The organism is Undibacterium sp. GW821-FHT11H02, assembly GCF_058808015.1.
Map to the genome: position 1 here is coordinate 225,100 of NZ_JBXARG010000006.1, position 24,092 is coordinate 249,191.

Below are 24,092 nucleotides of genomic sequence, written 5' to 3' on the forward strand. Positions count from 1 at the left end.
AGCATGTTTTACTGTTTATTTTTTCAAATCTAATAAAGTCGAGAACATTTCGTCCGCCGTTTTCACAATTTTTGCAGAGAACTCAAATCCTGCTTTGTATTGCAAATTATTGGTGAGCTCAGTGGCAAGATCGGTTGCACTTGATGCTTCACTATTTGTATTAGGATCCGTATTCTGACTTGCCAGTTGCTTACTCGTTTTACTGATATTGACGATCACGCCCGCATTAGTATTTTCTTGAAAACTTGCTGTTTGTACTTGGTAGCCCTTGGTATTTGCATTTGCAATATTATGGGCGCTACTGTCTAACGCACCTTGATAGGCTTTCATTCCTGAAAGTCCAATATTCAGACTAGAAATTGACATGATACTTACTCCGATCTCGCAGAAAAACCTGATGTTAATAAGTAAGGATAGTCCCAATTTGTCTTTTAGGTGAAGAAAATTGACGCCTAGCCAATTCGCTAATCAAATAATGCAAATTGTAGCTTGATTTATTTGCAAAAGTGATTTGTGGGTACTAACTCAGTTTTGCTTTGCTTACTTACTATAAGTAGTTATCGGACGAATTTGAACATTACTTAAGTGGTGGTTGTCCATTAGTTGCAAGTGAGGCTAATGGAATGCAGATTTCAATTTGCGTTCCTTTTCCCACTTCACTATGTATGTTGAATTCTCCTTGCATGGCTTTAATTCTTTCGCGCATGCCGACTAAGCCAAACGAACGGGTTTTATTCATAGCGCCTTCTTCTATTCCTCGACCATCGTCTTGAATCGAAAAAGCAAGCGACTGCGCATTTCTTGCAAAGCGTATCGTCACGTGATTAGCCTTGGCGTGGCGGGCGACATTGGTTAGTGATTCTTGCACTATGCGAAAAATTGCAGTGCTGCGTTCATCATCTAGAATTAATTGCTCTTCGTCGGCGATCAGGTCGCAATGTACGCCATGTCGATGGGCAAATTCTTTTTGCAATGTTTGCAAGGCAAAGAATAGACCACCTTCGTCCAAAGCCCTGGGACGTAAATCACTTGCAATGCGACGTAAGGTCGTGATTGAAGTCAATAATAGTTGATCCATGCTAGCCAGGGTCAGGCGCGATTTCTCTATTAAGTTTTGGTCGCGCTGTAGTAAGGATAGATCCATGCGCAAAGCGGCAAGTAATTGACCAAGATCGTCGTGCAGTTCGCGTGCAATATGCTTGCGTTCTTCCTCGCGTATGCTTTGCAGAGCAGAAGATAGCTGGCTCAATTCGGAATGATATTGTGCCATTTTTTCTTTGGCTATTTTACGTTCACTGATGTCGCGAAAAATAACGGTATAAAAACGTTTTTCGTTCTCAACCAGGCTGGAAATTGATGCTTCGAGTGGAAATTCACTACCGTCCGCATGTAAACCTGTGACATAGTAATCGTCAAATTTACCCCCCATTTTTCGCCGTGTGGTTCCCTTCTCGCCGAATTGACTGACGTGCGTACTATGTACATGGCGATGGCGCATAGGGATGACGACGTCAATTGATGCGCCAAGCAAATCGTCGACTGTATAGCCAAAAATACTGGCAGCAGCAGGATTGACTAATATAATCTTGTGTTGTTCGTCTATCGTTAATATGCCATCCATGGCGGTTTCGATGACGCCCACCAACCGTCGTTTATGGATTAATAGTTCATCGGCGGTGCTTTGCAGGTTTTTGCTGGTTTGTTTCAGAATCGCGTAAGGGGCATGAATGTTTATGCCAACCATGCCGCGATAGATGGCAAAGGCAGCGATCACTTGAAACATATGACCAATCACGACAAACAATTCATCAGGTAAACGATACAGCGAAAAATAGGTTTCAGAGATGGCCATCATTACACTGGCGAAAAATAACAGTGAACGCTTAATTTTTAAATCAGTATCGATGTTAATGTGATTCGAGCGCAAAATCTGCCGGTAGAGTAATGCTGCGGTAATCACATTGCTGATGACTAGAACAATTTCTGAATTAATTTTGAACGCAGTTTGGCCTGTGCTTTTTAAATAAGTGTTAGGTAATATTTCGGGAAAATTAAAAACCAGTAAGCTGATTGCTATAGTCAAAATAGTCGCAAGGTAGATGCTGAGCTGAGACTGATTGTTTGAAATATCGATGTCTTTAGTTTGTATTACCAGCCCAAGTAGCGTGAAACTGATGATGTAACGCGACAATAGCCAAAAACTCAGTGACTTGTGCATATCAATTGCATCAGGAAATCCCGGCATGCCCTGGAAAGAAATGGCGTGAGAAAAGCCGAAAATTGCTGCGCTCAAAAATGCAATGGCAAGTATCAAGCTACTGCGTTTACGCAAGTCGCCGAATGCATTCCACGAAACAATAAATACAGAGGTGAAAATAATAATGGTTACAGTTTCCAGCGCAGTATGGATACTAAGTGCGTTTGGAATTCTAATTTGCGCGAACAGTGCTTGCTGTGACCACAGGTAACAAGACAAGATAAACAGGCCAATACTAAGCCAGGTAATCCTTTGCAATTCATAGGATGTGACAGTTTTCATTGAGATGCTCAGGATTGCGAAAATCTGGATTTTATCGGCAAATGTGTCGTAGTTGTAAGGTGAAAGTGATTTCTGTCAGATACTTTGTCCTAAATGCGAATTCACTTATTTAGGCGCCAATGAACACCAGCGGTTATACACTGGCTTACATCGCACGAATTACTTCATTAGTGCGACATAAGCACAGGAATATTCATGTTTTCCAATACCGTTCTGGTGACGCCACCCATAATCATTTCTCTGAAGCGAGAATGACCATAGCCACCCATTACTAGCAGGTTAGCGTTTATTTCTTTGCATGCAGCAAGAATGCTAGATCCAATGTCGTGGGAGCTAAAGCGTGTCGCAATCTCGACTTTGATATCGTGACGTGCGAGGAAGAGGGCGATGTCGGCACCGGGTTCATCACCGTGGGCTTCTGCGCGCTCATTTGGGTTGATGATCAGAACATATACTTGCTTGCTAAGTTTGAGCAAAGGAATCGCATCGGTCACAGCGCGTGCCGATTCACGACTGCCATCCCATGCCACAACGCTGATGTCACCAAGGGAACTTGCGATCGAGGTGTGTGGAACGATGAGTACTGGTCGCCCTGAATTGACAATCATAAATTCGGGAAAGTCTGACATGACTGAGGGTGAGGGTTCATCGCGATTGGTTTGTCCAATCACAATCAGATCAGAATAGCGTGCCCGTAAACCCAGACCACCATTCGCCTCGTCGTTGGCGACTATGCATTCGGTTGTCGTGATGCCCAAACCAGTACTTATCTGCTTAAATTGCGTTAAAGCTCTTTCCGCACGCTCTCTCAGTGCGGAAAGATGCAGCATAATATTCGGATCGCCCACGCCAAGATCCGTGCTTTCAAATATATAGCGCGAGATGCCGGTTAAAGCGACCCCAGTGAGGTGGGCATTAAATGTGCTGGCTATCGTCTGCGCCAAATGCGCACGATGCTTGGCACTTTGAGATTCGTCCACATGCAGCAAGATGGTCTTGTAAGTCATGATTTACCTCAGCCTCGATCGTGAATAAAATTTGAGTCAACAAGCCTTAGTTCAATGCGACTGCCATCTCGCCATTCCATTGTGGCAGTAAATTTTTATTGACTAAAGCGCTCACTTTTTCCGTGACATTTTTTGCTACTTTAATGCGTGCTTTGGATGGTGGCAAGCGGCGCAAAGTCTTTAATGCAACAAGATCATTCAATTTGATTTCGCGTTGCTCTACCGAGATCATGCCTAGCTCATTTAGGGCAGAGAGCGTACGGCTGACTGTTTCCAGTGTTAAACCAAGGTAACTGCCAATTTCCTGACGTGTCATACGCAAGTTAAAGCTACGGCCAGAATAGCCCATTTGATTGAAACGTTCACCGAGATTCGTCAAGAATCGTGCAACTTTCGCTTCTGCACTTAGGGCGCTGAGCATACTGATCATCATTTGCTCACGCACGATTTCACGACTCATCACACTGAACATGGCTTGTTCCAGTTCTACGTGCACACGACCCAATGAGGTGAAGGTTTTGTAAGGAAGTAAAATCATGTCGCAGTCACTTAAGGCTATGGCTTCCGACGCATAATGCTGTTTGTGTATGCCATCGATTCCCAGTAAATCACCTTTCATAGGGAAACTTAAGACTTGCTCATTACCATATTCGTCTATGTGCACTGTTTTGATGAAGCCGGAATTGACGATGTAGAGGGTGTCGAAGACTTGACCTATGCGATGTATGCGTTGACCTGCTTTGAAACGAACGTGCTGAAATAAAGTATCTTCTCCGTCTGCAGTGACGGGTGCCGGGATGGCTAATAGTTCGCAGATTTGGCGCAGGTTTGACCAAAGGCTACCTTGTTGACGCCATGCGCTGTCAGACAAATTCGCGACATCGGCAAAACGATTTGGCTGAGGAAGAGTAAATAAGTTAGACATGATGGGCTCTCTTTAAGAAGAATTTATAAACTGTTTTAATGGCAATGAGCGTTGAATTTTTTACTCGTATTTACTCGATCAATGAGCGCTGTCAGGTGTATGCCAGCGATGCAGGAGGCTGGGGATTTGCTCGAAATCAGTGGACTTGTCGAGAAAACTATCGGCACCTGCACGTAAAGCTTGCATGCGATTGGCTTCGCTAGAGTGATTAGTGAGTACCACCACACGAATTTCAGGATGCGTTGTTTTTATTTTTTTGAGTAATAGCAAACCATTTCCATCGCTCAGTTGAATGTCCAAAATCATGGTGTCTGTGTGTGTATCCAGAATTTTTTCGTAAGCGCTGGCGATGTCTGGGCTGATACCAACGATGCTGACATCTGGCAATTCTTCGATGAACCGTACCAGGCGATTTTGTATCAGCAGTGAGTCTTCGACGATAAACAGATTCATGGCGGGTTTGATCTTTAATGGACTGGGTGCGATTGGCATGTGTCTATTATGGCGGCGCGCGCATTTGATTTAAATCAGTGTTCGCTGATTTAAAGTGTGGGAGTTCGTACCGTACAGCTAGGAATATTCCTACAGCCTAGAGCTATAGCACAGGCTGATTTTGGGAAATGGGAGGGCGGTGCGTTTGCATTTTTTATGCATTCGCTGTGAGTTGAACTGTTTAGGGACTAATTGAGCAAATGATGCGTCATCGCATATTGGACTAATTCGGAAATTGAATTTAATTCCATTTTTTGCATGATACGTGTTTTGTGTGTGCTCACTGTTTTGACGCTGAGATGTAGCATGTCACCGATTTCTGTGATGGATTTTCCTTTGGCTAAATGGCAAAACACTTCGAATTCTCTGTCCGACAAGGCGCTATGGCTAGTGTTGTTATTGTTCGATGGCATGGCCGACATCGCTAATTGTTCTGCCACCTCCATACTGATGTAGGGCCTCCCAGATGCAACTTTCCTTAGTGCGGTGACCAATTGTGTCCCCGCACTTTCTTTGGTTAAATAGCCATTCGCGCCAGCTCGAATCGCTCTTACCGCATATTGTTCCTCTTCGTGCATGGTGAGGATTAAAATCGGCAGCTTGGGAAATTCATCCTTAATCTGATGAATCAAATCAACGCCACTACGTCCTGGCATCGAGAGGTCTAGGAGTAATACGTCAAAAATTTCTGAACGGACTTTGGTCAAGGTATCGTGTCCGTCGATGGCTTCGCCTATGACTTGAATGTCCTCAATGCCATCTAAAATGCGCTTTAGTCCCTCGCGCATAATGGTATGGTCGTCTGCAATCAGAATTTTTATCATAAGCTTGATACTCTTTGCTGTTCTTTTTTAATGTTTTTTACTTTATTTCGCACTGCTTTTCATCGTGTAGATCAGGTGATCTCTCTGATTTTAAATTGTCGCCCTTTGATATTGCACAGACTTAATTTTTTGAGTGCATGTTCTGCAATGCTGCGCTCAACTGCTACATAGGACATAAATTCAAACACATTGATTTTGCCGACCTGGTCTTTTCTTAAGCCGACATCGCCGGTGAGTGCACCCAAGATATCACCGGGGCGTAATTTGTCTTTTTTGCCTCCCGAGATGCATAAGCTAATCATCGGCGCTTGTAAATCAGTCTGATGAAGTTCTAACTCTGTCAGCGATTTCCATACAGCAGTTCGATTTTGATACTCTTCGATCAGGCGCACCCATTTTTTTTCATTGGGTGCAACTAAGGTCAAGGCTAGCCCGCGTTCTCCGGCGCGACCAGTACGTCCGATGCGATGTATATGAACCTCAGTGTCTTTTGATACATCTACATTAATTACCGCACCTAAGGATTGAATGTCGATTCCGCGTGCTGCAACATCGGTTGCAACCAGAACAGAGCAACTTTGATTAGCGAACAAGACTAAAATTTCGTCGCGATCACGTTGCTCTAGGTCGCCGTGTAGTGCTAAAGCAGTGATGCCTTGTTGTTGCAGCTCTTCTGCCAATTCGCGGCAATGAATTTTGGTATTGCAAAAAGCGATACTAGAGATGGGCTGATAGTGGAACAGTAACTGGCTAACTGCGGCATTTCTGGTTTCGGCACTTACTTCGAAAAACAGCTGTTCAATTTGCTGACCGGCATGTTGGCTTTCTACCTTAATTTCAACCGGGTCACGTAAGAAGCTGGCGCTCGCATTGCGCATATCGTTTGGATAGGTCGCTGAAAAAAGCAAAGTTTGGCGCCGTGGAGAGCAGGCGGCAACGATACCGACGATGTCTTCGAAAAAACCCATATCCACCATGCGATCTGCTTCGTCCAATACCAGTGTTTGGACCGTCGCCAAATTAATACTATTGCGACCGATATGATCGAGTAATCGACCTGGGGTGCCGACCACAATGTGCGCGCCATGTTCCAAAGAGGCAATTTGGGGTCGCATTGGTGTTCCGCCGCATAAGGTGAGAATTTTTACATTGCCGATTGCGCGGGCTAATCGTCGCAATTCGTTGGATACTTGATCTGCCAGTTCTCTGGTGGGGCAAACCACCAGTGCCTGCGTAGCGAAATAGCTGGGATTGAGCTTGCTCAAAATGCCTATGCCGAAAGCCGCAGTCTTGCCACTTCCTGTTTTTGCCTGGGCAATTAGATCTTGTTGTTCCAACATGACAGGAATGCTGGCGGCTTGAATTTCGGTCATCTCCAGATAGCCAAGACTGGTTAAATTATCAAGCATGGCGCTTGTTAGCGGGAGTTCGGAAAATCGTTGGGCAGTTTGCATAATGTCAGTATTTGTCTTTTTCATTGAAGTGCGCAGTCTAACAGTTGCACTGTGGAAGCACTATGTTTAGCCAAATTTATGCAGATTTTTTGTGATTTTCGTATAAATTTGAAAATGATTTAACCTGGTTAAACGGCATCAGTAGCTCTTCTTGCGGCAATTTCACCAAATCAATTTCTAAATTGGTTTAATTGACATGTTCCCTAGAGTAATGGGTTTCATGCTAAAATCTAAGGTTAGATGAATTCTTGAAATTTTATCTTAACCCTTTCTTTTTATTGGAGTTTTTAGATGGCTATCGAACGTACATTATCAATCATCAAACCTGACGCAGTTGCAAAAAACGTTATCGGTCAAATCGTCAGCCGCTTTGAAGGCGCTGGCTTGAAAGTTGTTGCCGCTCGCTTGACACAATTGTCCCGCGCTGAAGCAGAAGGTTTCTACGCTGTGCACGCTGCACGTCCATTCTTTAAAGATTTGGTCGATTTCATGATCTCTGGTCCTGTTTTTGTACAAGTATTAGAAGGCGAAAACGCGATTTTGACTAATCGTGATTTGATGGGCGCAACTGATCCTAAGAAAGCAGAAAAAGGCACAATCCGCGCTGATTTCGCTGAATCTATCGATGCAAACGCAGTTCATGGTTCTGATGCTGCTGAAACAGCTGCCAATGAAATCGCTTACTTCTTTCCAGCATTGAACGTGTATTCACGTTAATCTGTACAGAAGCGAACGTACTTGCAATTATTAGTTTTAACTGTGGCACTAGCCTCAGGCGCGAGAAAAATTTAACTTTGAAGATTTAAATGACGGCACTCACCAACTTATTGGATTTTGATCCTGCACAACTTGTAGCTTACTGTGGCGAGTTGGGTGAGAAGCCGTTTCGCGCAAAACAATTGCAGCGCTGGATACACCAATTCGGCGCTAGCAATTTTGATGAGATGACTGATCTGGCAAAATCATTGCGAGAGAAGTTGGCAGGGCGCGCGCATATCTCTGCGCCAGCAGTGATTAGTGATCATACTTCGACTGACGGTACCCGCAAGTGGTTAGTCGATGTCGGGAATGGAAATGCGGTTGAGACCGTCTTTATTCCAGAAGAAAATCGCGGCACTTTGTGTATTTCTACGCAAGCAGGCTGCGCTGTTAATTGCCGTTTTTGTTCTACCGGTAAGCAAGGTTTTAATCGTAATTTAAGCGTAGGTGAAATCATCGGCCAATTGTGGATGGCTGAGTTTGAGCTGCGCCGAACTAAGGGCATAGAGCCTGGTCCAAAAGGTGAGCGCCAAATTACCAATGTCGTGATGATGGGTATGGGTGAGCCCTTGTTGAATTTTGAGCCTACTGTCACCGCTTTAAAATTGATGCTGGATGATAATGCCTACGGCTTATCTCGTCGTCGCGTCACCTTGTCCACGAGTGGCGTAGTGCCGATGATCGATAAGTTGTCGAAAGAATGTCCGGTCGCGATGGCGGTTTCACTTCACGCATCGAATGATCAATTGCGCGATGGCTTGGTGCCGCTGAATAAAAAATATCCATTGCATGAATTGATGGATGCATGTCGTCGTTATTTGGAATTTGCACCACGCGACTTTATTACATTCGAATATTGTATGCTCGATGGTGTGAATGATAGCGATCAGCATGCTCGTGAACTGGTCGCCTTAGTGAAAACAGTTCCGTGTAAATTTAATTTAATTCCCTTCAATCCGTTTCCAGAGTCAGGTTTAAAGCGCTCACCAAACGTGCGTATCAAATTGTTTGCACAAATTTTAATGGACGCTGGTATTGTCACGACTGTGCGTAAAACGCGCGGTGACGATATTGATGCTGCTTGCGGTCAATTGGCAGGCGAAGTGCAAGATAGAACGCGAGTGCAGGAACGCATGCAGCAAATGTCGGAGTATCAGAAAAAATTTGGTCCCAATTTCGGCAAAATTACGGAGATTAAAGAATGAAATCCTGCAAAGCAGTTTCGATGATCTTTTTATGTTCTTGCGCATTGTTGTTGGCTGCTTGTTCTAGCTCTCGTTTCGTGAGTTCTATGGACGATGAGAAGGTAACGACAGAAACCCCAGATGTGCAACGTCGCATCTCAATTCGCATGCAGCTCGCTGTGGATTATTTCACTCAAGGGCAATACAAGCCGGCCTTGGAGGAGATACGCCAGGTGATCAGTTTGTCGCCGAATTTCGCGGATGCGTATAGTTTGCGTGCCTTAATTCAGATGGAAATGAATGATATGGCAAGGGCGGAGGAGAATTTTTTGCATGCGCGTAAATTAGACCCGGCAAATTCAGATATTACTAATAATTACGCTTGGTTCCTGTGTGAAAATGGTCGTGGTAAACAGGCATTGCCACTGTTTGATAAGGTCTTAAGCGATCGTACTTATGCTGCGCCGGTTAAGTCCATGGTGAGCGCTGGAGTTTGTAGTTTGCGTATGAAAGATCTTGCGACCGCCGAGCGCTATTTTAAAATGGGTGCCGAAATACAGCCCAATAATCCCACTATTAATGGCAACCTCGCGAAGTTGTATTTTGACAGAGGGCAGTTAGCCGATGCCAGAATTTATATTCAGCGCGTATTGCGCGAAGAAATTTTTGCTGCCGATGTATTGTGGCTGGCGATCAAAATAGATAATAAGCTTGGAGATTCGGCGTCGGTGAATGGCTTGGCAACACAGCTACGTCGCAGACATCCGAATTCAAAAGAATTCGCTTCGTTTCAAAAGGGTGCGTTTAATGAATGATTTGTCGCAGGTGTCGACTCGTGAGGAAGCGAATGAAGCTCCTGAGCCAGCTAGAATGCTAAAAGATTTTTCAGTTGGTGAGAGGTTGTCGACAAGCCGTCAAGAAAAAAACTGGAGCATTCAATATGTGGCTGAGCAGTTAAAGTTGTCCCATGGACAAATTCTAGCCCTTGAATCAAATCGTTTTGAAGTATTGCCGAAATTAGTTATTGTGCGAGGATTCGTGCGTGCTTATGCCAAATTGCTCAAAATTGATGCAGATAGTTTGATCGCTTTGTTGCCTAAAGATAGTTCGCCTATGCAACTAGAGACCTCCTTGCGTCCAGCTTTGTCAACGCCGTTTGTGGACTCTCGCTTGTCTTTGTTAGGGCATCACGATAATAATCGACGCTATATCATAGGTGCGATTTTTCTTGTCTTGTTGGTGGCAATTTTTCTGGTCATTCAGCGCACGGAGTTTGGTAAAAATCTGATCACGATGTTTCAGACGCCCGTGAGTACGCAATTGACGCAAGATGGACTTGCCAAGCCAGGTATCCCTGAAACGGAAGTGTTAAATGCCAGTGCTGCCGTGGCAAACATTAATCAGCCAAAGGCCGATAGTTCCACGGGTTCCATGCCTGCTCTGCAGGGTGCTGAAAGTGTGCCAGCATCAAGTTCACATGCTGAAAATAGAAACCTGACTTCAGTTGCATCACAAGAAAATCATTCAGCTTCAACGCCTGCTGAGACAGTTGTGGTCCCTGCCGTAGCTGCAGTTTCAAATAATCTCATCAATGCAAACTCGGGCTCGAAACCTGCTGTGAGTCCAGTTGGTGGTTTGCCTTCGGATTCGAATTTACTCGTTGTTAAATTTCGAGAAAATTCATGGATACAAGTGAAGACTGAGGATGGCACTATACTGAGCTCTCACTTGGCCAAGGCTGGTACCGAAGAGTCGTTTAGTGTGAAACAGGCACTGTCCGTGAGAATTGGTAATGCGGCCGGAGTCGATGCAATATTGCGTGGTCAAGCCTTAAATGTATCCTCTGAGCGTGGTAGTAATGTAGCCAATTTGGTGGTGAAGTAGTCATGCTGATTGATTTGCAAGAGATATCATCTGGCGCGCAATTGCGACGCCTATCTAGATCCGTCAAAGTCAGTTACAAGGATAGGCTTGTCGTGGTGGGAGGAAATGCTCCCGTCGTGATTCAGTCCATGACCAATACGGATACGGCCGATGTGATCGCCACGGCAATACAGATTAAAGACTTGGCACGGGCTGGGTCAGAGTTGGTGCGCATCACTGTGAATAATCCTGAAGCCGCAGCTGCAGTCCCTGCAATTCGGGAGCAGTTGGATCGTATGGATATCGACGTGCCTCTAGTCGGTGATTTTCATTACAACGGTCACACTTTGTTGAAAGATTTTCCTGATTGCGCCCAAGCTTTATCCAAGTACAGGATTAATCCCGGCAATGTGGGGCAAGGCGCTAAACGTGATACACAGTTTGCACAAATGATAGAGATGGCTTGTCGCTACGATAAGCCTGTTCGTATTGGCGTAAATTGGGGAAGTTTGGACCAAGCTTTGCTTGCTAGAATTATGGATGAAAATTCCAATCGAGCTGAGCCACTGAGTGCACAATCGGTCATGTACCAGGCCTTGATAACCTCTGCGATTGAAAGTGCTCATAGAGCTGAAGAGTTGGGCTTGGCTGCGGATAAAATTATTCTGTCTTGCAAAGTGTCTGGCGTTCAGGATTTGATTGCAGTTTATCGAGAAATTGCTAAGCATTGCGATTATCCATTGCATTTAGGCTTGACTGAGGCGGGTATGGGAAGCAAGGGGATCGTGGCCTCGACCGCAGCTTTGTCGGTTTTGCTGCAAGAAGGTATAGGCGATACCATTCGGATTTCTTTGACACCAGAGCCTGGTGGTGATCGCTGTCGTGAAGTTTTTGTTGCGCAAGAAATTTTACAAACCATGGGGCTGCGTAAATTTATGCCTATGGTGATTGCTTGCCCGGGTTGTGGCAGAACGACATCTACGGTGTTTCAAGAATTAGCCGACGATATTCAATCTTTTTTGCGTGAACAAATGCCAAGTTGGAAGCTTAGTCATCCCGGGGTTGAAAGCATGAATGTTGCTGTAATGGGATGCATTGTGAATGGGCCTGGTGAATCTAAGCATGCCAATATTGGTATCAGCCTACCTGGCACGGGTGAGTCACCAGCCGCGCCCGTTTTTATTGATGGTGTGAAGGCGATGACGCTGCGTGGTGAAAATATTGCAAAAGATTTTCAGCAGATCGTGCTTGATTATGTACAAACCCATTACGCACCATCAGAGTAGAGTCGGGGTAAGAAATAAGAAATTTCAATCAAAAACATAGTTGAATTTAAATTGGAAATAAGTGCATGTCCGAAGATAAAAAAATAGAGAAGATCAGCGGTATCAAAGGGATGAATGATGTTCTCCCAGAGCAGGCTGCGCTTTGGGAATTATTTGAAAATACGGTGCAGTCGGTATTGAAGAGCTACGGCTTTCAGCAAATGCGTACGCCTATTGTGGAAGCTACGCCATTATTTGCGCGCGGTTTGGGCGCAGTAACCGATATCGTTGAAAAAGAGATGTATTCTTTCGAAGATTCGATGAACGGCGATAAGCTCACTTTGCGCCCTGAAAATACGGCGGGTATTGTGCGAGCGGCTTTGGAACACAATATTACTTACGAAGGTCCTAAGCGCGTTTGGTATAACGGCCCCATGTTTCGTCATGAGAAACCGCAACGTGGTCGCTACCGTCAATTTCATCAAGTCGGTGCGGAAGCCTTAGGTTTCGCTGGCCCTGATATTGATGCTGAATTGATCGCGATGTGCCAGCGTTTGTGGGATGACCTTGGCTTGACAAATGTTCGTTTGGAGCTCAATTCGATCGGTGATGCTGCCGAGCGTAATCAACATCGAGCAGAATTGATTGCTTATTTCGAGCAGCACAAGGAGCAGTTGGATGCAGAGGCTCAACGCCGTCTTTACACTAATCCACTGCGCATTCTCGATACCAAGAACCCAGCGATGCAAGACTTGGTAAACAATGCTCCGAAGTTGTTAGATTTCTTGGGTGAAGAATCCAAAGCGCATTTTGAAGGCGTGCAAAAAATATTGCGTCACAATAGTATCCCATTCACGATCAATCCAAGACTGGTGCGCGGTATGGATTACTATAACCGTACTGTGTTTGAATGGGTTACTGACGAATTGGGTGCGCAAGGTACGGTATGTGCCGGCGGTCGCTACGATACTTTGTTCACAATTTTTGGTGGTAAGCATACCCCAGCATGTGGATTCGCAATGGGCGTTGAACGCTTATTGGAATTAATGAAGCTCAATGGCGACGCTGAGGTTGCGAATAGTTGTGATGTCTATTTAGTACATCAAGGTGAACAGGCACAAATGCAATCTTTCGTTTTAGGAGAGCGTTTACGTGATGCAGGCTTAGATGTTGTGTTACATTGCGCATCTGCTACGGGAATCGGTAGTTTTAAATCGCAAATGAAGAAAGCAGATGCTAGCGGTGCCGCATTTGCCGTTATTATTGGCGAAGATGAGGCTGCGAGCGAGACAGTCACCGTTAAGTCCATGCGTTCAGACGACTTTGCGAATAATCAAACCAGCGTTCCTTTTGATACCGCGGTTGATTATTTAGTCGATCAAATCGTTGGTGCTGATCACGACGAATCCCAGTGCGATAATCCTAATCATATTCACATTCATCATTAATAAAAAAATGGCATACGATCTCGAAGAGCAAGAACAAATAGACACCCTCAAAGCATGGTGGAAACAATATGGCAATTTAGTGACGTGGTTGCTTATCGCTGCCTTGTCAAGTTTTGCGGCTTGGACTGGCTGGAATACCTATCAGCGTAATCAGGCAACGCAAGCCTCAACTTTGTACGAAGAAGTTCAGCGTGCGGTTAGTTTAAAAGATAATGCTAAGGTACAAGGCGCGACTGCGGTGGTTCTCGAGAAATACAGCGGTACCGCCTATGCCACTATGGCTGCTTTTGCGGCAGCGAAAAGCGCATTCGACAACAATGACCTGAAGGTCGCTAAGATGCAGTTAACTTGGGCTGTTGAGCATGCAAATACCAATGAATTTAAAGCATTGGCGAAATTGCGCTTATCCGCGATTTTGTTAGATGAAAAGAATTTTGACGAAGCCACCAAGATTTTAATGGGTGATTTTCCAGCCGAATTCGAAGCCGATGTTTTAGATAAAAAAGCAGATATTTTGGTCGCTCAAAATAAAATCAATGAAGCACGTGATGCCTATAAAAGCGCTTTAGATAAAATGGGTGAGAAACATGCTGGGCGCCAGTTAGTTCAGATAAAGTTGGATGCAATTGGTGGTGCAATACAAGCCAAAGCTGCGATCCCTTCAGAGAAAAAATAAATTGGAATTGACTATGTTTTCACGCAGCACTTTGTCTCTTATTGTTAGTTTGAGTTTGTTGTCTGGATGTTCGACACTGTCGTCTTTAAATCCATTTGCCAAAGTGGATACAAAGAATGTACCGGCACCATTGCAAGAGTTTAAGCAAGCTATGGCAGTAAAGAATGCTTGGACAGTTAATCTTGCAAGTGCTGGCGACTATGTGTTTTCGCCAGTGGCTGTGGGTAATGATGTGTATGCCGCTGCGGCAGATGGCACCATCGCAAAAATCAACAATGCCAACGGTCAGGTTGCTTGGAAAATTAAAGCAGACTTGCCTTTGACTGCAGGTGTTGGTGCGAATCAAAAAGCCGTTGCGGTCGCAGGCGAAAAAGGTGTGTTGTTTGTGTTTGATACACAAGGTAAATTGCGTTGGAAAAATCAAGCAACTAGTGAAATTTTGTCCGCGCCCGCTTTGTCGGATGATCTGGTTTTAGTGCATAGCATTGATAATCGTATTTCTGCATTTGATATCAATTCTGGTCAACGCAAATGGACGCTTGAGCGGCCATTGCCAGTGTTGACTTTGCGTATAGTGACCGGGATTACGATCAAAGATCAGTTGGCGATCATTTCTTCTCCCGGAGGCAAGTTAGTCGCGGTGGCTTTGCAAAATGGTGGCTTGCGTTGGGAAGCGACTGCTGCTGAGCCAAAAGGCGCAACTGAGCTAGAGCGTATTGTTGATATGTCCGGTGCACCTGCTGTGGTCGGTAATAATGTTTGTGCTGCTAGTTATCAAGGTCGTGTAGGTTGCTTTGATTTGACGAATGGTAGTGCAAAGTGGACGAAAAATATTTCCAGCGAAGTGGGAGTTGCTGCCGATGAGCGATTTGCGTTCGCGGCTGATAATGAAGGTGGTGTTTTTGCCTACGCATTGAGTGGCGGTGCCACGATGTGGAAAAATGACAAATTGACGAATCGTGGATTGGCCACACCATCATCGTTCGGTCGTGCAGTCGTGATCGGTGATCGTTTTGGTTATTTACACTTTTTATCTAGAGAAGATGGTTCTTTCCTAGCGCGTATGGCTACGGATGGAAGTAAGATTATGTCTGCCCCGACTTTGGTCGGTAATAACCTGGTTGTGCAAACTAAACTAGGTGCTGTTGTCGCGTTTGCGACGGAATAAATTAATGAAACCAGTTATTGCTTTAATCGGTCGACCTAACGTCGGCAAATCTACACTCTTTAACCGCCTGACGCGTACCCGTGATGCTTTAGTCGCTGATATGCCTGGCTTAACCCGTGATCGCCATTATGGTGAGGGAAGAGTGGGGGAGCGCCCATTTTTGGTCATCGATACTGGTGGCTTTGAACCAGTGGCCAAAGAAGGCATCATGCACGAAATGGCAAAGCAAACCAAACAAGCCGTCGCTGAAGCCGATGTCGTCATTTTTTTGGTGGATGGTCGTCAAGGTTTAACTCCTCATGATAAAACGATTACCGATTTTTTGCGTAAATCAGGTCGCTCAGTCATGTTGGTGGTGAACAAAGCAGAAGGTATGCGCTATACCAGCGTTGCTGCTGATTTTTATGAGCTTGGTTTGGGTGATCCTTACGTGATTTCATCCGCACATGGTGATGGCGTCGCTGATTTAGTGGACGAAGCGCTTAATATTGCGCATGCTTCGCGGCCACAAGAAGAAGATGAAGTCGCTGATGCAGCTAAAGGTATTAAGATAGCTATCGTTGGTCGTCCCAATGTTGGTAAATCAACCTTGGTGAATACCTTGTTGGGTGAGGAGCGTGTTATTGCTTTCGATATGCCAGGAACCACACGTGATTCCATTGAAATTCCTTTTGAGCGCGATGGACAACAGTACACTTTAATTGATACTGCAGGTATCCGTCGCCGCGGCAAGGTGTTTGAAGCCATTGAAAAATTCTCTGTAGTCAAAACTTTGCAATCAGTTTCCGAAGCAAATGTCGTCTTACTTTTACTTGATGCACAACAAGATATCTCGGAACAAGACGCTCATATTGCAGGATTTATTTTGGAGTCAGGTCGCGCCTTAGTGGTCGGAGTCAATAAATGGGATGGTTTGCAAAGCGATAGGCGCGATGAAATTAAGATGGACATTGAGCGCAAATTGAATTTCCTGACTTTTGCGAAATTTCATTTTATTTCTGCGCTGAAGTCGACAGGCATTAGTCCGCTGATGAAATCAATTGATGCAGCGTACGAAGCGGCCATGGTGAATTTGTCGACACCAAAATTGACGCGTGCTCTGATTGAAGCGGTTGAACATCAACAGCCGAAACGTAAGGGGTCAATTCGACCTAAGATGCGTTATGCCCATCAAGGCGGCCAGAATCCACCTATCATCGTTATTCATGGCAATGCTCTGGATGCGATTGGTGATGTGTATAAGCGTTATTTGGAAAAGCATTTCAGAGAAACTTTTTCTTTGACTGGCACACCTTTGCGTATAGAAATGCGTTCGGGTAAAAACCCTTTCACTAAAGATTCGAAGTAAAAAATAAGTTGCGACGAACTTTACTTCGTTTAATTGGCAGTAAGTATTTTAAAAATTAAGTTCTCGTGGTATCTTAATTATCTTTTGGACACTTGAAATTATAAAAGGTGTCCCCAACTCCTAATCACAACAACACAATGGAGCTGTTATGAGCAATAAAGGGCAACTGTTACAAGACCCATTTTTGAACGCATTAAGAAAAGAGCATATCCCTGTCTCGATCTACTTAGTGAATGGCATTAAGTTGCAAGGCCATGTTGAGTCATTTGATCAGTACGTTGTGTTATTGCGTAATACTGTGACGCAAATGGTGTACAAGCACGCAATCTCTACTGTTGTACCAGCCCGTGCGGTGAGTATTAATTCAGAATCAGAAGCAGAGTAATTATTTTTGAAGTTCAATTGTCGTAATATTTTTAGGTTCTTATGCGCGCTGCACTAGTTGGCGTGGACTTCGGCAAGGGTGATTTTGCTGCAAGTTTAGACGAACTTTCTCAGCTCGCGCTGTCGGCGGGGGCTGAGACCATCACAACCATAGCATGTAAGCGTTCTAGTCCAGACGCGGCATTATTTGTCGGCTCGGGTAAGGCCGATGAGATCGCACACGCTGTCACTGATCTCACATTAGATCTCGTTATTTTCAATCACGCATTGTCGCCAGCGCAACAGAGAAATTTGGAGCGGCATTTAAAGATTCGTGTGGTCGATAGAACTAGCTTGATTTTAGATATTTTCGCGCAACGAGCTAAGAGTCACGAAGGTAAAGTGCAGGTTGAATTAGCTCAGCTGCAGCATCTGGCAACTCGTCTGGTTCGTGGTTGGACCCATTTGGAACGTCAAAAGGGCGGTATCGGTTTACGTGGTCCAGGTGAGACCCAGTTGGAGACCGATAGACGTTTGCTAGGTGAGCGGGTGAAGATGCTCAAGGCAAAGATGGAAAAACTTCATAAGCAACGTGAAACACAACGTCGTTCGCGCGGTCGCAGCAACACGTTCACGGTGTCTTTGGTGGGTTATACCAATGCTGGCAAGTCTACGTTGTTCAATGCTTTGACAAAGGCGGGCACTTATGCCGCCAACCAATTGTTCGCGACGCTTGATACCACTTCGCGTCGCTTGTATTTGGAAGGTGTTGGAAACATTGTTGTTTCTGATACCGTTGGATTCATCCGAGATTTGCCGCATCAATTGGTTGCCTCATTTAGAGCCACGTTGGAAGAAACGATTCATGCTGATTTGTTACTTCACGTGGTTGATGGTGGTAGTGCCGTTCGTAATGATCAGATCGATCAGGTGAATCATGTATTAAAGGAAATTGGTGCTGATCATATTCCGCAACTGTTAGTTTGGAACAAGATTGATCAGGCTGATTTGCCCGCTGCCGTAGAGCGCGATGAATATGGTAAAATCGATAGAGTTTTTTTAAGTGCAAAGAATGGTTTGGGTATTGATTTATTGCGAATCGCCATCATTGAGTTGATGCAGGAAACTCCAGTCAAAACTGAATCAATTAGCGAGTCTTTGATTGAGGAGTAGCTTGTTTAAGGCAGGCTTGTTAAAACCAGTATCGCGATAATTTAGCAGTAAATTGTCAGTAATTAAGCAATAATAGTTCAACTTTTTTAGTGAGTAATGAACGAATGCGAATTCCCTTTTTTAAACGAATAAAGCCTTTGTTGTCTTTGAACGATCCTCAGTGGGGTCGTGGTTCCAAAGATGGAAAGCAAGACGGCAAAAAGCCTGAAGAAGGACCTCCTGATCTAGATCAGTTGTGGCGTGATTTCAATCAATCGATTGCACGTATGTTTGGTAGAAATGGTGGCGGAGATGGTGGCGGCGGTGGTCCTTCTGATTCCACATTTGCCAAAATTGGCTTTGGCGTGATTGTGGTCGTCGTGGCATTTTTTTGGATGATCAGTGGCTTTTTTATCGTGCAAGAAGGTCAGACTGGCGTCATCACCACGTTTGGTAAATATAGCTATCAAACAAGTCCAGGTTTCAATTGGCGCTGGCCCACGCCGATCCAAGCACATGAAATTGTAAATGTGCTGCAGGTTCGCACAGTTGAGATTGGATATCGCAATAATGTTAAAAATAAGCAGCCGAAAGAGGCTTTGATGTTGACCGATGATGAAAACATCATCGACATACAATTCGCAGTGCAGTACAAATTGAAGGATGCCGCAAAATGGTTGTATAGCAATCGCGATCAGGAAGAAATGATACGTCAGGTTGCTGAAACTGCGATTCGTGAAATTGTTGGCCGCAGCAAAATGGATTTTGTATTGTACGAAGGCCGCGAGAAAGTGGCGTTAGATGTGAATTTGTTGATGCAGCAAGTTCTGGATCGTTATGAATCTGGTGCGCAAATTACGAACGTCACGATGCAAGCAGTGCAGCCTCCAGAGCAAGTGCAGGCGGCTTTTGATGATGCGGTGAAAGCAGGTCAGGATAAAGAACGCCAAAAAAATGAAGGCCAGGCTTATGCGAATGATGTCATTCCTAAAGCACGTGGTGAGGCATCTCGCATGTTGCAGGATGCTGAAGGTTATCGTTCACGCGTGATTGCCAATGCAGAGGGTAATGCTGCACGCTTTAAACAAGTCTTGGTTGAGTATCAGAAAGCACCCGCTGTGACACGAGATCGTATGTACTTAGAAACCATGCAGCAGATTTTCTCGAGTACGACCAAGTTAATGATGGATACCAAGAGCGCAAACAATATGATTTATTTGCCTTTAGATAAACTGAATGGCGAGAGTGCTGTGAAGAGCAGCCAGCCAGCTAGTACAGCGACAGGAAATGCCGCCAGCGATACCATGACGACAGTCGAAGTACGTGGAGTCAAAGACGGTCGTACTCGCGATTCTCGCGACAGGGAGTCACGTTAATGAATAAATTTATTTCTTCTATAGTGGCTTTGGTAATTGTCGGTATGGCCGCGTATTCGACGATTTTTGTAGTTGATCAAAGATCGCATGCCATCGTATTTGCCTTGGGCGAGGTGAAAGCGGTCATTAGCGAACCTGGCTTACATTTCAAATTGCCACCGCCGTTTCAAAATGTGATGTTTTTGGATAAGCGTATTTTGACGATAGAGTCTCCCGAAGCTGATCGTTTTATTACTGCGGAAAAGAAAAATATTTTGGTTGATACCTATGTTAAATGGCATATCACGGAACCAAAATTGTATTTCGTTAGTTTTGGCGGCGAAGAAAGTCGAGCCCGTGACCGTTTATCACAAATCGTTAAGGCGGCATTGAACGAAGAAATTACCAAGCGCTCAGTGCGTGATGTGATCTCTGGTGAGCGCGATAAAGTGATGCAAGCGATCCGTAAAAAAGTCACGGATGAAGCAAAGCAAATCGGTGTTGAAATCGTTGACGTTCGTTTGCAGCGCGTGGACTACGTGGAGCAGATTAATAATTCTGTCTATGAGCGTATGAAGGCTGAGCGTAGCCGGGTTGCGAATGAATTACGTTCTACTGGTTTCGCAGATTCCGAAAAAATTCGCGCTGACGCAGATCGTCAGCGTATTGTGATTGTGGCTGAGGCGTATAAAGAAGCGCAAACAATCAGTGGTGCAGGTGATGCAGAAGCGGCGAAAATCTATTCGCAGGCATTTAGTCAAAATGCGGAGTTCTACAAGTTCTACCGCAGTCTGGAGGCATATCGTGCTAGCTTTAAGAACAAGAGTGACATGATGGTAGTTGATCAAAACTCGGAATTCTTTAAATATTTTAAAGCGCCAGGAGCGGGAACTGCCGGAGCTGCACCGAAAAAGTAAATGTACTAAAAGTGGGTGACGTTAGATAGACTGCATTTCATTTTGAACTGCAGTCTTTCTAGTTTTTGCCCGATCCATTAATGTTTGCAGTATTGCTATTGCTGAAGATTGTTCCCTATGCCAAATTGGCTACTCCCAGAAAACATCGCCGACGTCTTGCCATCAGAAGCGCGCAAGATAGAAGAGTTGCGCCGTGTTTTGTTAGATAACTTCCGTTGCTATGGCTATGAATTAGTCATGCCACCTCTGCTTGAATACATTGAGTCTCTATTGACTGGTGCCGGGCAAGATATGGATTTACGCACCTTTAAATTAGTTGATCAAATTTCCGGTCGAACTATGGGCGTACGTGCTGATATGACGACGCAGGTGGCGCGGATAGATGCGCATTTGCTGAATCGCAAATCGGTTACGCGTTTGTGCTATGCCGGTAGTGTTTTACATACCCGCCCATCAGGTTTGCATGCGACGCGTGAGCCCTTGCAAATCGGCGGCGAGATCTATGGCCACGCTGGTCTTGAAGCTGATGCTGAAATTCAGGAGCTGATGCTGGCATCTTTAGCATTGGCGAATATCTCTGAAGTACGTTTAGACCTCTGTCACGTTGGTGTGTTACGCGCATTGTTGAATAGTGATGCTGCAGCGAAACGACATGAGTCGCAATTATTCGCTTTGCTAGAAGCGAAAGATCTGCCGGCATTGAAGGAGTTGACGAAAGACTTCCAACCGGAAGTTCGTCAAGCTTTATTGGATTTGCCAAATTTATATGGCGATAAAGCGATTATTCAAAAAGCCCGTGAAATTTTGCCCAAACTCGATGGGATTGCGATAGCATTGGACGAATTGGCCTATTTGGTCGATTTGGCAGGTAGTGCCAAAGTTACGGTTGATTTAGCGGATTTACGCGGCTATCACTACCACAGTGGTGTGATGTTTAATGCTTTTGTTCCAGGCTTGCCGAATGCCGTTGCACGCGGTGGTCGCTATGATCACGTCGGTGAAGCGTTTGGACGTGCACGTCCGGCAACTGGATTCTCATTAGATTTGCGTGAATTGGCACGCTTGATGCCTTCTGCAGAGCGTAAGAATGCGATTTTGGCTCCTTGGAGTCCAGATCCCGCGTTGCGTCACAAGATAAATGAATTACGCCAGGCGGGCGAAGTGGTGATACAAAATCTGCCCGGTCACGAGAATGAACAGGACGAATTTGAATGCACGCGCATGGTCGAATTCGATGGTAGTCAATGGATTTTAAAAACTGTAGGTTGATGAGCGATGTCACAAAATAAACCAGCAAAAAACGTAGTTGTCATTGGTACCCAGTGGGGCGATGAAGGCAAAGGTAAGATCGTCGATTGGTTGACGGATCACGCGCAAGGCGTGGTGCGTTTTCAAGGCGGCCATAATGCGGGCCACACCTTGGTTATCGGTGGTCAGAAGACCGCTTTGCAATTGATTCCTTCTGGAATCATGCGTGCAGGTACGGCTTGCTATATCGGTAACGGTGTTGTTTTGTCCGTGCCAGATTTGCTGCGTGAAATTGATAAATTAGAAGCGAACGGCGTTGAAGTTTGCTCACGTTTAAAGATTTCTGAAGCATGCCCAGTCATTTTGCCTTACCACACGGCGCTCGATGCAGCGCGTGAAGCTGCGCGTGGTGCTGCCAAAATTGGTACAACGGGTAAAGGTATTGGTCCTGCGTACGAAGATAAAGTGGCTCGTCGTGCGATTCGCGTTGCTGACTTGTTGAATCCAGAACGCTTTGCCGAAAAGCTCAAAGAAAATTTGGAATACCATAATTACGTCTTGGTAAATTATTTGAAAGCCGAGCCTGTCGATTTCCAAAAAACCTATGACGATGCGATGCGCGATGTCGCACGCATCCGTCCTATGGTGACTGACGTTTCTAGCGCTTTACACGCAGCTTACAAGAACGGTGCAAGTTTGTTGTTCGAAGGTGCGCAAGGTAGTTTGCTCGATATCGATCATGGTACTTATCCTTTCGTCACTTCAAGTAACTGTGTCGCTGGTAATGCGTCTGCTGGTTCCGGCGTTGGCCCTGGCATGTTGCATTACATCTTGGGTATCACTAAAGCGTATACGACACGTGTAGGTTCAGGTCCATTCCCATCTGAATTGCCAACCGATCAAGGTGTCGGTAAGCACTTGGCGAGTGTGGGTCATGAATTTGGTACGGTCACCGGTCGCGCGCGTCGTTGCGGTTGGTTTGATGCGGCATTGTTGAAGCGTTCCGTGCAAATTAATGGCGTGTCGGGTATGTGCTTGACCAAGCTCGATGTTTTGGATGGCCTAGAGTCGTTGAAACTGTGCACTGGCTACACGATTGATGGTAAAGCAGTGGATATTTTCCCTGTTGGTGCGGAAGATGCGGCGCGTTGTGTGGCCGTGTACGAAGAAATGCCAGGCTGGTCTGAGTCGACAGTGGGTGCGCAATCTATGGATGCCTTGCCAGTCAATGCACGTAATTACATTAAGCGTATTGAAGAATTAGTTGGTGTACCTATCGATATGGTTTCTACCGGCCCAGACCGTGAAGAAACGATTGTATTGCGTCATCCGTTCTTGTAATCGTTTTTGAAAATAATTGATCTTGAATACTGAGCAAAATGATTTGTGGGTTTCTTGGGATGAGTATCATCGCTCGATAGAACTCTTAGCATTGAAAATCCATGAATCGGGCTTGCAGTTCGATCATATTTTGTGCCTGGCGCGCGGAGGACTTCGCTTAGGTGATGTTTTTTCGCGCCTGTTTAAATTGCCTTTGAGCATACTCTCGGTCAGTTCTTATCGTGGATCTGCTGGACAAGAGCATGGGCAAATTCAGATAGGCGGGAGCGTCGCCAGTGTTGAGCAAAATCTGCGCGGTAGGGTATTGCTACTGGATGATCTGGTTGATTCAGGTATTACCTTTAAAGAAGTGCAGCCATGGTTGCGCACTCATTATCCAGAGATTAGTGACATTAAGAGTGCAGTAATATGGGTGAAGTCGGTATCGGTAGTCATCCCCGATTTTTACATTGAGTATGTAGAAGGCACGCCTTGGATACATCAGCCGTTTGAAATTTACGATACGTTGAGTTTTGAAGACTTGGCATAAAATTGCTGACGGACTTTTAGTATGAATAGGGACTTACTCTGTTGTGTCTAGTCCAATTTACCTAACTAGGTTTGCTGTAATAATTGCCTGTTTTTCGTATTTCAAAAAGCAAAAAAGCCGCTAATAAATTAACGGCTTTTTAAACTAATACTGTGGTGCCCACGGAGGGAATCAAATCCTATTGTTTGATGCGGCTCTTGAGAGTTTTGGTGTAAATTTGGTGTAGTGCTCAGTA

23 protein-coding genes are annotated in these 24,092 nt (G+C 45.0%); 16 read left to right on the forward strand and 7 right to left on the reverse strand.

Features of this window, described 5'->3' with window-relative positions; all coding sequences use genetic code 11:
- Nucleotides 1-15: 15 nt before the first annotated feature.
- The 7 genes from AC1RR2_RS08835 to dbpA all read right to left on the reverse strand — a co-directional run bounded on the left by AC1RR2_RS08835 (nucleotide 16) and on the right by dbpA (nucleotide 7,241).
- On the reverse strand, nucleotides 16-366 hold the full coding sequence (locus tag AC1RR2_RS08835; protein ID WP_493221878.1) for a flagellar basal body rod C-terminal domain-containing protein: 351 nt from the start codon (nucleotides 364-366) through the stop codon (nucleotides 16-18).
- A 211-nt stretch (nucleotides 367-577) separates the two neighbouring features.
- Complete coding sequence (locus AC1RR2_RS08840) at nucleotides 578-2,539, reverse strand: MASE3 domain-containing protein (protein WP_493221879.1); 1,962 nt, start codon at nucleotides 2,537-2,539, stop codon at nucleotides 578-580.
- 167 nt (nucleotides 2,540-2,706) lie between these two features.
- Complete coding sequence (locus tag AC1RR2_RS08845; protein ID WP_493221880.1) at nucleotides 2,707-3,546, reverse strand: universal stress protein; 840 nt, start codon at nucleotides 3,544-3,546, stop codon at nucleotides 2,707-2,709.
- Nucleotides 3,547-3,592: 46 nt separating this feature from the next.
- On the reverse strand, nucleotides 3,593-4,471 hold the full coding sequence (locus AC1RR2_RS08850; protein WP_493221881.1) for a helix-turn-helix domain-containing protein: 879 nt from the start codon (nucleotides 4,469-4,471) through the stop codon (nucleotides 3,593-3,595).
- 78 nt (nucleotides 4,472-4,549) lie between these two features.
- Nucleotides 4,550-4,963 carry a response regulator gene (locus tag AC1RR2_RS08855; protein ID WP_493221882.1) on the reverse strand — a complete coding sequence of 138 codons (414 nt, stop codon included), beginning with the start codon at nucleotides 4,961-4,963 and terminating at the stop codon, nucleotides 4,550-4,552.
- A 188-nt stretch (nucleotides 4,964-5,151) separates the two neighbouring features.
- Complete coding sequence (locus AC1RR2_RS08860; protein ID WP_493221883.1) at nucleotides 5,152-5,787, reverse strand: response regulator; 636 nt, start codon at nucleotides 5,785-5,787, stop codon at nucleotides 5,152-5,154.
- Nucleotides 5,788-5,858: 71 nt separating this feature from the next.
- Nucleotides 5,859-7,241: an ATP-dependent RNA helicase DbpA gene (gene dbpA, locus AC1RR2_RS08865; protein WP_493221884.1), complete on the reverse strand. Its 1,383-nt coding sequence runs from the start codon at nucleotides 7,239-7,241 to the stop codon at nucleotides 5,859-5,861.
- 291 nt (nucleotides 7,242-7,532) lie between these two features.
- On the opposite strand from dbpA, the gene ndk reads away from it, so the two are divergent.
- The 16 genes from ndk (at nucleotide 7,533) to AC1RR2_RS08945 (ending at nucleotide 23,857) form a co-directional block, all read left to right on the forward strand.
- Complete coding sequence (gene ndk, locus AC1RR2_RS08870; protein ID WP_186889323.1) at nucleotides 7,533-7,958, forward strand: nucleoside-diphosphate kinase; 426 nt, start codon at nucleotides 7,533-7,535, stop codon at nucleotides 7,956-7,958.
- An 89-nt stretch (nucleotides 7,959-8,047) separates the two neighbouring features.
- Nucleotides 8,048-9,205, forward strand: a complete 1,158-nt coding sequence (gene rlmN / locus AC1RR2_RS08875) for a dual-specificity RNA methyltransferase RlmN (protein ID WP_493221885.1) — start codon at nucleotides 8,048-8,050, stop codon at nucleotides 9,203-9,205.
- Nucleotides 9,206-9,225: 20 nt separating this feature from the next.
- Entirely contained in the window at nucleotides 9,226-9,999 is a 774-nt protein-coding gene (gene pilW / locus AC1RR2_RS08880; RefSeq protein WP_493221886.1) for a type IV pilus biogenesis/stability protein PilW, read from the forward strand.
- Nucleotides 9,992-11,068, forward strand: coding sequence for a helix-turn-helix domain-containing protein (locus AC1RR2_RS08885; protein WP_493221887.1), 1,077 nt, complete (start codon nucleotides 9,992-9,994; stop codon nucleotides 11,066-11,068). Before pilW ends, AC1RR2_RS08885 begins: the two co-directional genes overlap by 8 nt.
- Before the next feature lie 2 nt (nucleotides 11,069-11,070).
- The gene (gene ispG / locus AC1RR2_RS08890; protein ID WP_493221888.1) at nucleotides 11,071-12,333 is read left to right on the forward strand and encodes a flavodoxin-dependent (E)-4-hydroxy-3-methylbut-2-enyl-diphosphate synthase; all 1,263 of its coding nucleotides are present in this window, start codon (nucleotides 11,071-11,073) and stop codon (nucleotides 12,331-12,333) included.
- A gap of 65 nt (nucleotides 12,334-12,398) precedes the next feature.
- On the forward strand, nucleotides 12,399-13,760 hold the full coding sequence (gene hisS, locus AC1RR2_RS08895; RefSeq protein ID WP_493221889.1) for a histidine--tRNA ligase: 1,362 nt from the start codon (nucleotides 12,399-12,401) through the stop codon (nucleotides 13,758-13,760).
- A 7-nt stretch (nucleotides 13,761-13,767) separates the two neighbouring features.
- Nucleotides 13,768-14,436: a YfgM family protein gene (locus AC1RR2_RS08900; protein ID WP_493221890.1), complete on the forward strand. Its 669-nt coding sequence runs from the start codon at nucleotides 13,768-13,770 to the stop codon at nucleotides 14,434-14,436.
- A gap of 13 nt (nucleotides 14,437-14,449) precedes the next feature.
- Entirely contained in the window at nucleotides 14,450-15,604 is a 1,155-nt protein-coding gene (gene bamB / locus AC1RR2_RS08905; RefSeq protein ID WP_493221891.1) for an outer membrane protein assembly factor BamB, read from the forward strand.
- Between the two features lie 4 nt (nucleotides 15,605-15,608).
- Nucleotides 15,609-16,952: a ribosome biogenesis GTPase Der gene (gene der / locus AC1RR2_RS08910; protein ID WP_493221892.1), complete on the forward strand. Its 1,344-nt coding sequence runs from the start codon at nucleotides 15,609-15,611 to the stop codon at nucleotides 16,950-16,952.
- Between the two features lie 148 nt (nucleotides 16,953-17,100).
- Nucleotides 17,101-17,337: an RNA chaperone Hfq gene (hfq, locus tag AC1RR2_RS08915; protein ID WP_189344399.1), complete on the forward strand. Its 237-nt coding sequence runs from the start codon at nucleotides 17,101-17,103 to the stop codon at nucleotides 17,335-17,337.
- Nucleotides 17,338-17,378: 41 nt separating this feature from the next.
- Nucleotides 17,379-18,488, forward strand: coding sequence for a GTPase HflX (gene hflX / locus AC1RR2_RS08920; protein ID WP_493221893.1), 1,110 nt, complete (start codon nucleotides 17,379-17,381; stop codon nucleotides 18,486-18,488).
- Between the two features lie 104 nt (nucleotides 18,489-18,592).
- On the forward strand, nucleotides 18,593-19,843 hold the full coding sequence (gene hflK / locus AC1RR2_RS08925) for an FtsH protease activity modulator HflK (protein ID WP_493221894.1): 1,251 nt from the start codon (nucleotides 18,593-18,595) through the stop codon (nucleotides 19,841-19,843).
- The gene (hflC, locus tag AC1RR2_RS08930; RefSeq protein ID WP_493221895.1) at nucleotides 19,843-20,739 is read left to right on the forward strand and encodes a protease modulator HflC; all 897 of its coding nucleotides are present in this window, start codon (nucleotides 19,843-19,845) and stop codon (nucleotides 20,737-20,739) included. The genes hflK and hflC overlap by 1 nt, the downstream gene beginning before the upstream one ends.
- Nucleotides 20,740-20,856: 117 nt before the next feature.
- Nucleotides 20,857-22,008: an ATP phosphoribosyltransferase regulatory subunit gene (locus AC1RR2_RS08935; RefSeq protein WP_493221896.1), complete on the forward strand. Its 1,152-nt coding sequence runs from the start codon at nucleotides 20,857-20,859 to the stop codon at nucleotides 22,006-22,008.
- A 6-nt stretch (nucleotides 22,009-22,014) separates the two neighbouring features.
- Nucleotides 22,015-23,328, forward strand: a complete 1,314-nt coding sequence (locus AC1RR2_RS08940) for an adenylosuccinate synthase (RefSeq protein WP_493221897.1) — start codon at nucleotides 22,015-22,017, stop codon at nucleotides 23,326-23,328.
- Nucleotides 23,329-23,347: 19 nt separating this feature from the next.
- Nucleotides 23,348-23,857, forward strand: coding sequence for a phosphoribosyltransferase (locus AC1RR2_RS08945; RefSeq protein ID WP_493221902.1), 510 nt, complete (start codon nucleotides 23,348-23,350; stop codon nucleotides 23,855-23,857).
- Nucleotides 23,858-24,092 lie beyond the last annotated feature (235 nt).